Source organism: Streptosporangium amethystogenes subsp. fukuiense (assembly GCF_042665875.1).
Lineage (GTDB): Bacteria > Actinomycetota > Actinomycetes > Streptosporangiales > Streptosporangiaceae > Streptosporangium > Streptosporangium fukuiense.
Window position 1 is genome coordinate 4,490,610 of the sequence record NZ_JBHTEE010000001.1, and the last position, 13,734, is coordinate 4,504,343.

18 protein-coding genes and 2 pseudogenes are annotated in these 13,734 nt (G+C 64.9%); 11 read left to right on the top strand and 9 right to left on the bottom strand.

Features of this window, described 5'->3' with window-relative positions; translation table 11 throughout:
- Window positions 1-328: 328 nt before the first annotated feature.
- The 5 genes and pseudogenes from ACFQVD_RS19010 (at window position 329) to ACFQVD_RS19030 (ending at window position 3,526) form a co-directional block, all read left to right on the top strand.
- The gene (locus tag ACFQVD_RS19010; protein WP_343964489.1) at window positions 329-820 is read left to right on the top strand and encodes an ATP-binding protein; all 492 of its coding nucleotides are present in this window, start codon (window positions 329-331) and stop codon (window positions 818-820) included.
- A 183-nt stretch (window positions 821-1,003) separates the two neighbouring features.
- Entirely contained in the window at window positions 1,004-1,309 is a 306-nt protein-coding gene (locus ACFQVD_RS19015) for a hypothetical protein (RefSeq protein WP_343964487.1), read from the top strand.
- A gap of 242 nt (window positions 1,310-1,551) precedes the next feature.
- Window positions 1,552-1,959, top strand: coding sequence for a hypothetical protein (locus ACFQVD_RS19020; RefSeq protein WP_343964485.1), 408 nt, complete (start codon window positions 1,552-1,554; stop codon window positions 1,957-1,959).
- A 38-nt stretch (window positions 1,960-1,997) separates the two neighbouring features.
- Window positions 1,998-2,165: pseudogene (locus ACFQVD_RS19025) on the top strand (IS5/IS1182 family transposase); the annotation flags it as partial.
- Window positions 2,166-2,350: 185 nt separating this feature from the next.
- Window positions 2,351-3,526 (top strand): hypothetical protein, encoded by a 1,176-nt coding sequence (locus ACFQVD_RS19030; protein ID WP_364149000.1) that lies wholly within the window; start codon window positions 2,351-2,353, stop codon window positions 3,524-3,526.
- Window positions 3,527-3,564: 38 nt separating this feature from the next.
- Here ACFQVD_RS19030 and ACFQVD_RS19035 read toward each other — a convergent pair whose 3' ends face one another.
- From ACFQVD_RS19035 to ACFQVD_RS19045, 3 genes and pseudogenes are all read right to left on the bottom strand, one after another.
- Window positions 3,565-4,167 carry a DUF5753 domain-containing protein gene (locus tag ACFQVD_RS19035; protein WP_343964481.1) on the bottom strand — a complete coding sequence of 201 codons (603 nt, stop codon included), beginning with the start codon at window positions 4,165-4,167 and terminating at the stop codon, window positions 3,565-3,567.
- Between the two features lie 54 nt (window positions 4,168-4,221).
- A pseudogene (locus ACFQVD_RS19040) lies at window positions 4,222-4,422 on the bottom strand (helix-turn-helix domain-containing protein); the annotation flags it as partial.
- Window positions 4,403-4,918 (bottom strand): DUF6879 family protein, encoded by a 516-nt coding sequence (locus ACFQVD_RS19045; protein WP_343964479.1) that lies wholly within the window; start codon window positions 4,916-4,918, stop codon window positions 4,403-4,405. The gene ACFQVD_RS19045 and the pseudogene ACFQVD_RS19040, both read right to left, overlap by 20 nt.
- A 387-nt stretch (window positions 4,919-5,305) precedes the next feature.
- Between ACFQVD_RS19045 and ACFQVD_RS19050 the strand changes: the two genes are divergently transcribed.
- Genes ACFQVD_RS19050 through ACFQVD_RS19060 form a run of 3 tightly spaced genes read left to right on the top strand, consistent with a single transcriptional unit; the run spans window position 5,306 to window position 6,557 of the window.
- Window positions 5,306-5,668: a hypothetical protein gene (locus ACFQVD_RS19050; protein ID WP_343964477.1), complete on the top strand. Its 363-nt coding sequence runs from the start codon at window positions 5,306-5,308 to the stop codon at window positions 5,666-5,668.
- Window positions 5,669-5,694: 26 nt separating this feature from the next.
- The gene (locus ACFQVD_RS19055) at window positions 5,695-6,114 is read left to right on the top strand and encodes a helix-turn-helix domain-containing protein (RefSeq protein ID WP_343964475.1); all 420 of its coding nucleotides are present in this window, start codon (window positions 5,695-5,697) and stop codon (window positions 6,112-6,114) included.
- Window positions 6,114-6,557, top strand: a complete 444-nt coding sequence (locus tag ACFQVD_RS19060; RefSeq protein WP_343964473.1) for a DUF6941 family protein — start codon at window positions 6,114-6,116, stop codon at window positions 6,555-6,557. Before ACFQVD_RS19055 ends, ACFQVD_RS19060 begins: the two co-directional genes overlap by 1 nt.
- Before the next feature lie 146 nt (window positions 6,558-6,703).
- Here the strand turns inward: ACFQVD_RS19060 and ACFQVD_RS19065 are convergent, their stop codons facing one another.
- The gene (locus ACFQVD_RS19065; protein ID WP_343964471.1) at window positions 6,704-7,000 is read right to left on the bottom strand and encodes a hypothetical protein; all 297 of its coding nucleotides are present in this window, start codon (window positions 6,998-7,000) and stop codon (window positions 6,704-6,706) included.
- A 207-nt stretch (window positions 7,001-7,207) separates the two neighbouring features.
- Window positions 7,208-7,825: a DUF6461 domain-containing protein gene (locus ACFQVD_RS19070; protein WP_343964469.1), complete on the bottom strand. Its 618-nt coding sequence runs from the start codon at window positions 7,823-7,825 to the stop codon at window positions 7,208-7,210.
- Window positions 7,826-8,240: 415 nt separating this feature from the next.
- Here ACFQVD_RS19070 and ACFQVD_RS19075 point away from each other — a divergent pair, with 415 nt between their 5' ends.
- Complete coding sequence (locus ACFQVD_RS19075) at window positions 8,241-8,579, top strand: hypothetical protein (RefSeq protein ID WP_343964467.1); 339 nt, start codon at window positions 8,241-8,243, stop codon at window positions 8,577-8,579.
- Between the two features lie 143 nt (window positions 8,580-8,722).
- On the opposite strand, the gene ACFQVD_RS19080 is transcribed toward ACFQVD_RS19075, so the two are convergent.
- The gene (locus ACFQVD_RS19080; RefSeq protein WP_343964465.1) at window positions 8,723-9,412 is read right to left on the bottom strand and encodes a winged helix-turn-helix transcriptional regulator; all 690 of its coding nucleotides are present in this window, start codon (window positions 9,410-9,412) and stop codon (window positions 8,723-8,725) included.
- 113 nt (window positions 9,413-9,525) lie between these two features.
- On the opposite strand from ACFQVD_RS19080, the gene ACFQVD_RS19085 reads away from it, so the two are divergent.
- Window positions 9,526-10,431, top strand: coding sequence for an alpha/beta fold hydrolase (locus tag ACFQVD_RS19085; RefSeq protein WP_343964463.1), 906 nt, complete (start codon window positions 9,526-9,528; stop codon window positions 10,429-10,431).
- Between the two features lie 151 nt (window positions 10,432-10,582).
- On the opposite strand, the gene ACFQVD_RS19090 is transcribed toward ACFQVD_RS19085, so the two are convergent.
- The 3 genes from ACFQVD_RS19090 to ACFQVD_RS19100 form a co-directional block, all read right to left on the bottom strand.
- Window positions 10,583-10,744 carry a DUF6879 family protein gene (locus tag ACFQVD_RS19090; protein WP_343964461.1) on the bottom strand — a complete coding sequence of 54 codons (162 nt, stop codon included), beginning with the start codon at window positions 10,742-10,744 and terminating at the stop codon, window positions 10,583-10,585.
- Window positions 10,745-10,868: 124 nt separating this feature from the next.
- The gene (locus tag ACFQVD_RS19095; protein ID WP_343964459.1) at window positions 10,869-11,471 is read right to left on the bottom strand and encodes a GtrA family protein; all 603 of its coding nucleotides are present in this window, start codon (window positions 11,469-11,471) and stop codon (window positions 10,869-10,871) included.
- Between the two features lie 108 nt (window positions 11,472-11,579).
- Window positions 11,580-11,798: a hypothetical protein gene (locus ACFQVD_RS19100; protein WP_343964457.1), complete on the bottom strand. Its 219-nt coding sequence runs from the start codon at window positions 11,796-11,798 to the stop codon at window positions 11,580-11,582.
- A 582-nt stretch (window positions 11,799-12,380) separates the two neighbouring features.
- Here ACFQVD_RS19100 and ACFQVD_RS19105 point away from each other — a divergent pair.
- Entirely contained in the window at window positions 12,381-13,667 is a 1,287-nt protein-coding gene (locus ACFQVD_RS19105) for a cellulose binding domain-containing protein (protein WP_343964455.1), read from the top strand.
- The last annotated feature ends 67 nt before the right edge of the window (window positions 13,668-13,734 follow it).

The window sequence follows — 13,734 nt, forward strand, 5'->3', positions numbered from 1 at the left end:
CTTCCTCGTGGGGAGCGTAGTGCTCGGGACAGCTTGAGGAAACGCCATCCTCTCTAGAGGAAAGACTTTCTTCTAGGAATGACTTGCCCGAGAGGCGGCCTGCACTGCATCATCGAGGCGTGACAGCGAGCAGTGTTCGCACAGTCACAGAAAGACACGACCGCTGGCTTTGTCTGTACGCCTTCATGGAGACGCCCCATGTGCGCCGCCGGTCCTGGAAGCAGCGTTGACCTCAGGCTTTCCCACCGGGGCGAAACCAAGCGAGCCCGCCGAGCATCTGCCGACCTGATCGCAGGACTGCCCCCAGTTCCACCCGTTAGGAGCGACGATGCTCATCGAGCACGTTCCCGTCCCGGACCCCGGCGAGTACGGCAGAGCCCAGAACCGCTTCCGGATGACCGCCTGGTGTCTGCCTCCCGGCAACGCGGCCCGGCGGGCCCGAGAAGTGTTCCGCGACCGGCTGGCCAAACTGCCCTTGGCCGCCGACGTACTCGACGAGCTGGAGATCGTGGTTTCCGAACTGGTCACCAACGCCACCCGCTACGCCCCCGGCCCCTACGAACTGCGCCTGCTGCACGACCACGGCCTGCCGGTCAGAGCCGAGGTCGTCGACGCCGGAGCCGGAACCACCCTCATCGACCACCTCCTGCACCGCCCACCGGCCGTCCCAGACCGCATCGATGACCTCGAACTCGGCGGCCGGGGCCTGCGCATCGTCACCGAACTCACCCACGGCCACTGCGGCACCCAATGGACCCGGCTATGCGGCACCGGCCAACTCGGCACCGGTGTCTGGTTCGACCTACCGACCCAGACTTGATCCCCCCTGACCTCCGGGCAGCCAGGATCGTCCCCCGATCACCCTGACCCCGGAGTCGGTCCACGCCAGTGGCTTCCCCGGCCGAGCGTGGACCGAACAAAAGGCCGGCGTCCACGGATCTGATCCCCCTCGTCCGGGACGCCGGCCTTCCCACTCCCACCACGACGGAAAGCACCGGTTCTCATGGCCGAACCAGCAAACGAATCCCTCCGCCCAAAAGGCCGCCGTCGCGGAGCGGACCCCGTACCCGACCTCCCCGATCCGGAGCCTGCGGCGAGCACGGACAACGCCACCGACCTGGCCCGCGACCTGGAAGCCCGCCACCCCGGCTGGGTCATCCTCTGGCGCTGCTGGGCCCGCCGATACTGGGCCTTCCCGACCTGGCTTCCCAACACCCCCGGCCCCATCGAAGCCAGAAACGTCCAGGACCTGCTGACCCAGATGAACGACCTCGGCGTCCAGCACTCACCACGAAGCGGCAACGTTTAACCCGCGCACGGAAAATTCCGATGACCTGCACCAAGTGACCGGTACCAATACAGCCCAAGCAAACTCATGGCATATATGCGTGAAATGCGGAAAAGTGATGTTGGACGGCTAGATGCACCGTGGACTTCAGGGGGCCGAGCATGTCACGACATGGCTATTGGCGCGTATCTGACGACACTCCCGTAACGAGAACGGAGGCCCTGGAGATCTGGGCCCATGAGGCCTACTCCTTGCTCGTTGGCGTGGCAGGGACCTATCACGCGACCATTACCTACCAGGAGCTCGCCGAGAAGATTCAGGAGAGCACAGGGATCCGCACCAGGGTTATTCTCCCCAACTGGATCGGAGCCACTCTGGACAAAGTGGCTTATGAAAGCCATCAAAGCGGTGACCCGCAGCTCACCGCTCTGGTGGTGCACGGCGATGACGGCAAGGTAGGAAAGGGCTACAAAAGGGTTCTTGAGGTTACCGGGGAACCACCAGTGGACGACGATCGCGATCTCAATTGGCACGCCGCTCGCGCTCGGCTGGAGTGCTACCGGCGCTTCGGCGCGACCCTGCCCCCTGACGGCGGCACTCCCGCACTCTCCCCAAAGCATCAAGCGGCCATCGATCGTCGAAACGTACGCTCGAAAAGGCCTCTCCGGTAATATCCCCGCTGGTCAGTGCGGCTTCCTTCAGTAGGGACGTCAATCGCTCCCGCGCCCGTATCCGCGCCCTCGGTGAGCGAGCCGTCGCCACGTTGAAGACCTGGAAGGTCTTGACCAAGCCGCGTTGCTGCCCGCGCCGCGCCACCGCGATCGTCCAGGCCATTCTCGTCCTGCAAGCCCTTGAAGAGGGCCGCTACTCAGGATGAAAGGCCTCTCTGTCAGTCCGCCTGACAGCACGATAGGTTGACGGTTCGTGTCTGCAAGATCGCGTTTATGGTGGGCCGCCGCTGTAGTCCTGGCCACCGCCGGGATGTGGGGCGTCGTCACCCGGCCGGGAGGGAACCTCGCGCTCCTGGTGGGGTTCTGTTCGGGCTTTGAGATCGATTCCGGCGTGTGGGCGACGCTTCGGTGGAGGACGCCGCTGCGGTACGCGGCCGTTTCCGCGCTGGTTCTGGCCCTCGGGGCGCACTGGGCAGGCGTCAGGCGAGGGCGCGAGCCGGTCGGGCGGACGATCGCGCGAGTGCCGATGGTGGCCGCCCTGCTGACCCACGGCTCGGGTGCCCTGACCCTGGCCCTGGAGCTGGGTGCCGACCGGTATTGCCGGACGACTCTGGACGAGGTGGGCTTCCTGCGCGGCGTGCTGGCCTTCCTCATCGCCGATGTCGCGCTTGCACTGGCCGCGCTCTGCGCGCTGGCAGCGGTGCGGATGCCCCGGCACCGGCTGCGCAGGCTTGCCCGGAGCCGGTGGTTCCAGCGCGCGGCGGCGACCGCGACGGTGAGCGGCCTGCTGTGCTTCCTGCCCGTCGCCGACCTCGGGTCCGGGCCCGTCACCGGCCGCGACGCGTGCGGGTCCGAGGAGCCCCTGTCGCTCCGGGGCGAGCTGCCCTTCCTCTGCAACGCGCGCCTCTACTTTCCCACCATGCCCGACCATCACCTGCTCGCCTACGGGCGTAAGCAGTGCGAGGCGTATCCGAACATCCGCGTGGACGTCTCGCTGATCGTGCCCATCTGCCCGGCGGCCGCGCGCCAGTGGGACATGGAGATCGCCGCCGAGGAGGCCGAGATCGAGCGGTGGGACGCGGCGAACCAGGTCGCCTGTGACGAGGCCAGACACCGGCCGCTGATCACACCCGTCGCTGTGGCCCGCGATCGCCTATGGTCCGAGATCGGTCTGGCGGCGTTCGAGGATCATGAGCTCACTTCGGACGATGATCCCGCCCTGCGTCACGATCTGGTGGGCAGCACACCGGGGCACCTGGTGATCGGCGCCAGCGCCGAGTCCCAGATCTGCCTGACCGCGGAGACCTACCGGCGTCGGCCACCCGTCGAGGTCAAGGCCTGGGACAAGGTGGTCGAGATCGGCTATGAGAGCCCTACGGGAGACTTCGTGATCGTGAATCCGATGTCAGGGCCGGGCACCGTATCCAATCTCGCCTTCCTCGGCAAAGGGCATTACCGGGTGCGAGTGCACTACCGCGAGCCCGTCTGGGCGCAGGACCTGCCGCAGCACATCCTGGTTATGGTGTTTCCCGGAGCAAGCGAGCGGGTGATCGCCCATAAGCGCTAGACGGCGATACCGAAGAGGACTGGCTGCGGAATGTTGCGCTATTTCGTGGAGGGTAGTTCCTCGGCGACCGAAGTGATGATCTGGCGCGCGGCCTTCCCGTAGACGGCGACGCTCGCGAGGTGACCGAACATGCGCAAGTACAGCTTGACCTCGGAAGGGCGGGTGACTTCGATGTTCGCGGTCGGTGTCTCCAGGCACACCAGTTCGTCATCGAAGATCCAGAAGCCGGTGGAGGACACACAGGGCCGCTCGATCATCATCGGGATGATGCCGATCGAGACCGTCGGCAACGACATGACGGTGAGCAGGCGGTCAAGCTGTCCGGCCTGCACTTCGGCCGTACCGAACCAGGTCCGCAGGGACTGTTCCTCAATGAGCACGCTGAAGTGTTTGCCCGCCTGGTAGATGACCCGCTGACGCTCCATGCGGGCGATCACGGAGGCTTCCAGGTCGTTCGGGGTGCCGAGAAACGAGATCCAGAGCGAGAGCATCGCGGCTGCGTAGTCGGCCGTCTGGAACAGGCCCGGGATCACATTGTGCTCATAGATCCGAAACAGCGAAGTTCGCTCGTACAGGGGGACGTGTACCTGCATCAGGCGCTTCATTCCGGCGTGCGTCTGACGCCGGAACTCCTGGTACATCGAGTGGATCGACCGAAGAGTGGCGATCAGATCCGGGATCTGGTCCTCGGTGTCGCAGATCCGGCACCAGGTCCGGAGCTCTTCCTCGGTGGGGGTCTTGCCGCCGTGCTCCAGGCGGCTGACCTTGGTGTAGTGCCAACCCGCTTCGGCCGCCAGGACGCGGCCGGTGAGGTTGGCACCCGTACGAATCTCACGAAGGCGCTGTCCGAGAGCTTCGGCGGCCCGCTGGGCGGGGCTAGGTTGGCGTGTACTCACTGTGCGGGATCGCGAACTTCCAGACGGTCTCGAAAGCGCTCTTGCACAGCGCTATGTCGCCTGGATCGGTAGAGGTCACCTTCGCTCTTCCCAGGCCGTTGCCGGCGTAGTGGAGGAACACCGTCAGGCGATCGTCGAACAGGTAGAAGTCGTTGCCCGGCAGGGGGATCGACGAGACCAGACGGCGAGGAACCCAGCGGATGTCCTCACCGGCTTCCACCATCGGCTGAGCGATGCTGTACGACCAGCGCTGATAGTCGCTCAGCGGCTCCGACACGATACGCGCTCTTCGTACCGTCCTGCCGCTTTTCACGTGTTCGCGCAGTGTGGAACACCAGCCCTGCAGCCACTCCAGGTCATCCGGTTCTCCAGCAGCCCACCTGGCCATGTAGGGCAGTTCCACCGCGGTGCCGTAGGCATCCCGCATCTCCAGGTGAACGGCGCTGCGCTCGAAGCCGGCCAACAGCTCCTCGAACGCGTCGTCAGAGATGTTCATGGGCCTGCCGACGTGAAGAACTGAAGCATTCGGTCGGGGATCTCACCGGCAATCTCCTCCGGAGGTGTTCATCTGGGCGAGGACTTCCAAGGTCGGTGACATGCCCTGCTCCAGCAACCGCAAGGGCGAAGGCCTTTTCCTCGAACGTCACTCCACCACCTTTTCTAGCCATACTCCCAGCTCCGCCCTAAACGCACCAAAACCTATGATCGACCCAGTAATCACCTCACTGTCGGATTTTTGACACAATTCAGACCTCAGCTCCTAGCAGCTCAGCCGCGCGATCCACATCTACCGAAGTGGACTCCCCAAGTTGGGGAGCAATTGCACTTCAAGCCATGTAGGTTCATTCACTATCGATAGCCAAACGCAGGCAAAGGTGCACGCGTGCAGGACAGGCCGAGGTCAACGTGGCAGTTCTATACCACGGTTTCTGGATCTGATGTGGTCAGCAAGGAGATCCACGAGGTCTTGCAGGGCAAGCCGCCGAGGCTGGAGCTAGGGAACCTCATGCGGCGCATCGCGGATGGCACGACGCTTCGACGCGACACCAAGCACCTGGGCAGAGGGCTACACGAGGCTCGGCTTACCTACGAGAGGAACGAGTACCGCCTGTACTACGCCGTCAACCCTCAAGGGGAACACATCCTTCTCGGTCTCAAGTTCCACATGAAGGGAAGCTCTGGAGCTCAAGACCGAGCCATGGAAGTCGCTCGGGATCGGCTGGCCGAGTGGCGAGGCAGGATATAAGGTGAACCCGATATGAGGAGGTCATGATGGATCAGCACATCGCCGATCTGCTGGGCATCGATCTAGACGACCCTGCCGTGCGCCGGGAGAGCGCTGCCATCGAGCGTGACATGCAGCTGATCGAGGCTCTTGTCACGACGCGCAAGCAACTCGGCCTCTCTCAGTCGGATGTGGCGAGCCGCATGGGGCGCAGCCAGCCGTCCGTTTCCGACTTCGAGCGCATCGGGGGAGATCCACATCTTTCCACGATTCGCCGGTACGCCCTTGCCATCGGAGCCGAAGTTCGCCACATGGTCTGCGTGACCACTGCCAAGGAGCCCGCGACCCAGGCGCCTTCCTCGCTCATAGTTCGCATGAAGGGTGCCGGAGGAGAAACATCGACGACAACGGCGCAAAATGGCACAACAGGCATCATGGCCGTCAATATTAATCGAAGGAGCGCATAGTGCAGGCGTTCCTTCTCCTATGCGATTCCGCTCAGCCCGACTCGGTCACCGGAAAAATCCATATGCTTGGCGCAGGATGGTCGGTAACCGGTCCCGTTGTTCCAGCCATGACGATTGCCGTCTTCCTTCGGCTGTCCTGGGATGAGGCAAGTTCGCCGCACGAATTCAACCTTTACCTGGTCGACGAGGACGGTAAATCAGTCAAGGCACCGTCCCCGGAAGGGGACAGGCCGATTCAGTTCGGTGGGAGTGTCGGCCTGGACAAGGCAGCACAGGCGGAAGTCGATGAAATCCTACAGAAGACGGGCTTGCAAACCAGCTTTACGGTGAACGTGCCGCCCCCGCCCTTGAAGCCAGGCCATCACTACAAGTGGATCTTCACCATGAACGACGAAGAGCTGTCCAGCATCCCTTTCAGCGTACGACCGCTTCCAGAAGACTGACATCGCATCACAGGCCCGCCTCATCCCACCCTGACCGCTAAGTGCGGCACCCTGGCACGTTGAACTTCACCGGACATCGACGGCTGACCCGACTCGGTTTGTGGTCAACGCCGGGGGAAAGTAGGCGCTGAGCAACCTCGCGACGATCAGGGCACTTTGGCGGCTTGCCCCGGTTTCGTCACCTCGAAGCCCAGGCCACCGAGCACCCGGGCAACGGTGGCGTTCCCGCCGGAGAACTCGTCAGGACGCAGCGGCCTGCCGCTGACTCCCCGATAGGCGACTCCGGCGATCGCCTTGGAGTCATACCGCTTGCCGTCGTGGACGAGGAAGTAGCCGATGGCCCGGCGGTAGCCGTACTTCTCAAGAAAGGTGTCACGGCCCAGCCGGTCGAACTCGGTGATGGCGGCGAGCACCATCTCACGTCGAAGCTCGGAAAGCACCACCTCATAAGCCTATACGCGGGTGTCGCTTGAATTCCTGACGATTTCCGGCGGAATCGGACTTCATGGCAAGCAGTGAGATCTCTCGGACACCGACCGAAACCCTTACCTGGGCTGCCCCCTCCTTGACTGGTGCGGTCAGTTGTTCTCCCGCCTCCAGCAGGTCACGACGGCCAGCCAACGGTGCACTCCTGTCCCGGGCGCGAGCCCTCAGGAGGTGGGTCTGATGCGTGAGTGCTGTGCCAGGAACCAGTCGGTGGCGATGTCGGTTTCCGTGATGCGCCCGATCAGCGCCAAGGCCGAGCTGATGCTCTCTGGATCCTCCACGGGATTGTCGAGGACGTCGTCATCGCTGATCTGGAAGCGCAGTCCGTACATCAGGTGATCGAGCGCGTGCGGGTCGTCGCCGGACCGCTTCCAGTTCTCGGGCGAGAGCGGGGCGAAGGAGACGACCGTGCGCCCGTCGCGGGCGTAGTCGAAGTAGGCGTTGCCGTTGATGTCCATGAGGAGGCCGAGGGCCTGGCGGCCGCCTTCGGTGACGGAGCGCAGGAACTCGCCGTGGCCGTGCGCCGGCACGATGCCGATCCAGCCGTTGACCTCGGCCACCCAGCGGGATTCGTCGTCGATGGCGTGGTCGAGGATCTCGCTCAGGTAGCACGGGGTACGAGTGGCGAGGTCCAGGTGGAAGGTTCGGGCGAGGGCGTTGAGGTCCGCGCCCTTGATCCACATGGCACTGAATCCCAGCGCCCACAGGTCCATCTCGGCATCGAGTCCCTCGGTGAAGATGGTCGAGACCAGAAGGTCGTGCAGGTAGGTCGGTGACTGCATGGTCGCCTCTCGGAGGAGGGGGTATCTCGCAGGACGCCCCGCACTGCGTGTCCGGACCCGCGTCCGGGGAGCTTACATCTTGATCATCTGGGCGCACCGCAGCAAGGACAAGCCTCACCCAGGTCGGTCAACCGAGCTTGGTGCGGGCAGGTGGTTGGGATCGACATGATCAGTCCAGGGGTGGCGTCGGGCACGTCGAGATTTTCCGGATGGCGAGCGTGGGAACCTCCATCCTGGAAGACTCCGACGTGCCTGCCCGCGCGCTACGCAGAGTCCCCATCCATCGCAGGGCTCTCCCTGCCCGCCCCCAGGAGCCAACGATGGACAGCGAGATTCAGCTGATCAGTGACGGCGATGGCCTGGCTGTCATCGGCTGGAACTCATCTCACGGAGCACCGACCATCTGATGGCCCGCATGGATGCGGCCGCCGACACGGCCAACACCAAAGTGCTGCTGCACCCGACCACGTCCCGGACCGTGGTGCATTCGAGCAACCAGGTCGCGACCGCCGTCGTTGACTTTCAAGGGCGGCTCGGGATCGAGCGCGGTCGGCAGTCATTGGAGGCGAGACGATGGGTGGACGCGGCCGCGGAGGTGCGGGACAAGGTGTTCGAGACAGGAACAGCGGGCGTCGATGCCGCCAGGCGCGTCGGTAACGAGACCTTCGACCGGGCCAGATCGGTGACGGACAGGCTTTCCAGCGGGATTGCCGAGCGAGCGCTCCGTCGGTGCGGAGACGACGAGGAAGGCTGAATGAGCGGCGGCCGTCAAGGCCTTGCAGCGCAGGCACCACACGATACGGCTGACGGTCACCCGGGGGTTTCTCGCTGCGCCGGCACCGTCCATGTCCGCGACTCCGAGTTCGCCTTCCCTGGCCTGGGGTGCACTGATCGCCGTCAGCGTGGTGGGACTGCGCCGATCAGTCGCCTGACTGCCTTGAGGTCGCCGGTCACCGTGAGCGCGCCGTCATCGATTGCCGAGGCCAGTGAGCGTTCGTGGCTCAGTACGGACTGCAGCGTGAGGTGGTCGCTCTCGAGGTATACGTCCGCGGGGGCAGGACCCTGGTCGCGCGCGACGGTGGCCAGTTCGCCGTCGACGATCTCGACGCGGTAGACGTCGCGTTCCAGGGCGATCCGATACGTCGCGGTCCACGGCGCGTCCAACTGCGGCACGAAGAAGGCCCGCAAGCCGAGCAGTACGGTGTCGGCGCTGATCCCTCCGGTCAGCGGCACGACCGGTGAGCGCATGCCCCAGGTCCGAAGCGCCGCGAACACCGGCTCCAACTCGGTGCCCCATTCGGTGAGTTCGTACGTCCTGCTGGCCGCAGGCGGTGGCAGCGTACGCCTGCGCAGTACGCCGACTGCCTCGAGATCACGCAGCCGCTGTGCGAGCACGCTGGGGCCGAGTCCGGGCAGGGCGGCCTGCAGATCAGCGTAGCGGCGTGGCCCGAGGCGCAGTTCGCGCACCACCAGCAGCGCCCAGCGCTCGCCGATCATGTCGAGCGCGTGGGCGATGGGGCACGCCTGTCCATACGTCCGCTTCCCGGACTTCTCACCGGCCTTCTCGGGGGTCTTCACGTTCGCCATCGCCACCTCGTCCGTAGACGGTCAACTTTAACTATGAAAACAGTAGCATCTACTTCGATTATCGAAGTAGAGTCACGACGAGGCGCACTCGGCCCCGACCCAGGAGGCACACCATGCACGACAGCCGGCAGGCCACGAGCCCGTCCCAGGCCACACCGCAAAAGACAGTGCACGCCAACGGTGTCGACCTGGCCGTACAGGCCTTCGGCGACCCGGCCGCCCCCGCGATCCTGCTCATCTCGGGTGCGGAGTCGTCGATGGACTGGTGGGACGACGACTTCACCGCCCGGCTCGCCGCGTCCGGCCGGTACGTGATCCGCTACGACACCCGCGACACCGGCCGCTCCACGACGTTCCCGGTCGGCGCGCCGACGTACACACAAGACGACCTGCTCGCCGACGCGGTCGGTGTGCTCGACGCGTACAACCTGGCCGCAGCGCACATCGTGGGCATCTCGATGGGCGGGGGCCTCGCACAGCTGCTCGGCATCGAGTACCCGGAACGGGTCCTGTCGCTCACCTTGATGTCCACCAGCCCCGGCGGACCCGGTGGTCCGGACAATCCTGACCTGCCGCCGATGAGCGAGGCGTTGGCCAAGATGTTCGAGGAGCCGGCCTCCGGCCCCGACTGGTCCGACCGCGACGCGGTCATCGCGTACTTCCTCGCCGCCGAGCACGCCTTCTCCGGCACGATCCCGGTCGACGAGGACCGTGTACGCCGCACCGCCGGGCGCGCGTTTGACCGCAGCCCGGTCCCGGCCGCCGCGTCGAACCACTGGATGATCGAGGGCGGCGAGCCGATCCGCCCCCGCCTCGGCGAGATCACCGCACCGACCCTGGTCCTGCACGGCACTGAGGACCCGCTCTTCCCCTACGGCCACGCCGAGGCCCTGGCCCGCGAGATCCCCGATACATCGCTGGTCCCGCTGCCCGGCGTGGGCCACCAGATGCCGCCGTACCAGGTGTGGGACACGGTCATCCTGGCGATCGTCGGACACACCGGACCCCGCGTGCGGTGACCGGCCGCGGTTGCGATGCCTGATCCAGGCCACTCGTCCGGCCGAACCGCCCCCCTCGCGACCGCACCATCTCACCCAGTCGACGCTCCGTTACGACTCCACACAACAAGCACCAGAACCACACGCCCTTGGCCATTGACACTGGGCGGGGCTAAGTCGGCGTGTACTCAATGTGCGGGATCGCGAACTTCCAGACGGTCTCGAAAGCGCTCTTGCACCACGCCATGTCGCCTGGATCGGTAGAGGTCACCTTCGCTTTTCCCAGGCCGCTGCCGGCGTAGTGGAGGAACACCGCCAGGCGATCGTCGAACATGCAGGATCCGCGATTCCGTGAGCAAGTGCAGCTGATCATGATCTTCGGCGGTCATCCGCGGGGCCGGGCTCGTGGGGCGCAGCAGCGGCATGAAGCAGCCCAAATGCCGAAACATTCGCCGCCATCAAGCCGCCTCATCCGTGGAATCGGGAGTGGGAGCCAGCCGCACGCTGCCGGACTGGACCTTCTCGTCGGGGAAGACCCACTTTCGGAGCGCCCAGAAGCGGAAGACCATGGCGATCAGCGTGCCGATGATCTGCGCACTCATGAAGTCGGCGATCTCCTGGGTCACCAGGCTCACATCCGGGGTCTCCAGGCGAAACACGTACCGGGAGATCCACAGCGGCGCGGAGCTGAGCACCAGACCGACGCCACTGACCAGGAAGAACAGCGCCGCCTCGTGACGGCGCTCGCGGCCGCCCCTGGTCCGGAACGACCATTCGCGGTTCAACACGTAGGACACGATCGTCGCCACCAGCACCGCGATGATCTTCGCGGTCACCGGCTTCGGTTCCAAAATGGTCAGCTTCAGCCCGTAGAACACCGTGTTGTCCACTAAGAACGCTGTTCCACCCACCACCACGAACTTCAGCAGTTCACGGTGCTTCAGCGCAAGTGCGTGCAGCGGTTCCGGTGATCTTGTGAGTACTGCGTTCGCTATTCGGAGCACCCCCGATCTTCTCACCAGAAGAACATCCGCACTCAACCCCACCGGCGCCCACAACACCTGATCGGCTCAGCAGGGCGGGTGGGGCTTGAAGCCGCGACCCGTGGGTCACGGGCTCGCGCCCCCGGTTCGATCCCGCAGAGCCGGGGACGCGTGCGTCTCACGGGGTCACGCGTAGAGGAAGTAATAGCGGTAGTCGCCCTCCCACACGCATGAATAGCCGTCCCACCAGCCCTGGGTGATGCCGGAGGTTCCGATCCGCTCGCACTCCGAGTGGTCCTTGAAGACGCCGGCCAGCCTCTCGGCGTGCGCCGGGGTGGCGCCGATCGTCAATGACACGCCGAGAACCATGACGGCCGAGACGAGAACAGCGCGTACCTTTCGCATTCGTCCTCCTGTGACTGGGGTGATCATGACGGTGGACATTATCACTCACCGCGCGCCATGACGATTGTCACGTTCGAATCAGCGCGGGAAGGCGCTGAAACTTTCATCGGCGTTGTCGCGGGCGGCACATGTTCACGGATGTTTACCGCCGGTAAAGCCGGCGTCTCTTCCCGGGTCGCCTGTTCTCGGGGTTCCAGCCGCTGTCCAATTCCAGACGTGGCGGCCTTGAAAGACCTCGTGGGCGGGTATCCGACCGCCTGTGCATGCCATGGATGATCTGGACTGTCTTCGTACTATGTGATCTATAAAGTACGATTTATACCGCTCTTCCTGTTCGGTTGGCACGATGTGCAGAAAACTTTGACCATCGTCACTTACCTGTCATATCGTCTCCCCGCCCATATCGATGTAAGCCGCGACACTCGAGCAGGACGTTGTTCTCGCATGCGCTACGGTCGGCGTGCTGATCGTGGCTGCCCCGGCACAGGAGAAGACACGGACGGTCACCGGGGAAGCGGCGATCATCCGACCAACCGGAGTCGCACCATGCAAGCTCGAATCTGCAGGGCCATGATTGTCGGCATGGCGATGACCGTGCTGGCCACCGTCGGTGTGTCAGCTGCTTCCGCGCCGCCGGCTCACGCCACGCAGGTGATCACCGATATCGCTTACGCGCCCGCACAACCGGCCGGCAGCAGGGGACATCTACTGGACCTCTACCTGCCGTCCACCGGCATCACGCCCCGGCCGCTGCTGATCTGGCACACCGGCTCGGCGTGGACGAGCGACGACGGCAAGGCCGGCACGGACGCGATCGCGAACATCTTCAACCCGCTGGGCTTCGCCGTGGCCGGCGTCAGCGTCCGGTCCAGCGCTCAGGCGATCTTCCCGGCCCAGGTGCACGACATCAAGGCGGCCATCCGCTGGCTGCGCGCGAACGCCGCCACGTACCAGATCGACCCCAACCGCTTCGCGATCATGGGCGACTCCTCGGGCGGCTGGCTGACGGAGATGGCCACCCTGTCCGGCGGCGTGGCGGCACTGGAGGGCACCGTCGGCACGACCGGCGTCTCCAGCGCCGTGCAGACAGGACTCGCCTTCTACAGCCCGACCGACTTCCTGCAGATGAACGCACAGAACCTGCCGACCGGCGGGCTTGACCACAACTCTCCCGCCTCCCCGGAATCCCTCCTGGTCGGCTGCCCGATCCAGACCTGCCCGGCCCAGGTGGCCCAGGCCAATCCGATGACCTACGTCGACAGCAACGACCCGCCGCTGATGTTCCTGCACGGCCAGGCCGACTTCCTGGTACCGCACGGGCAGAGCGTCCTGCTCTACAACAGGATCAAGGCTCAGTGCGGCAACGCCACGTTCGTCTCGGTACCCGGGGCGGATCACATGGTGCCCCAGATCATGGACCCCGCCCAGTACGGCATGCAGACCGTCCGCACCACCTCCAACTGCGCCGAGACCGTCGGCACCGGCACGTTGAACCCCACCTGGGCCAACTTCGCGACCTTCCTGCGCGGCGGGCTCAAGATGGGCACCTCCTGCGAGGTCACCTACTCCACCGGCGTCTGGAACGGCGCCTTCAACGGCAGCGTGACCATCAGGAACACCGGCACGACCGCCATCGACGGCTGGACCTTGACGTGGACCTGGCCGGGCAACCAGCAGATCACGACCGCCTGGAACGCCACGGTGACCCAGACCGGCACCCAGGTGACCGTCCGTGACGCCGGCCACAACTCCTACGTCGGCCCCGGCTCCAGTCAGAGCTTCGGCTTCTCGGCGACCGCCACCGGGACGAACGACATTCCAGCCCAGTTCAAACTCAACAACATCGTCTGCACGAGAGTGCCCGCCTGATATGACGCACCGGGCCTGAGCTGAACGGCGACGGCCCGGCACCGTTTTCTCCCGTCGTCCGGAATTA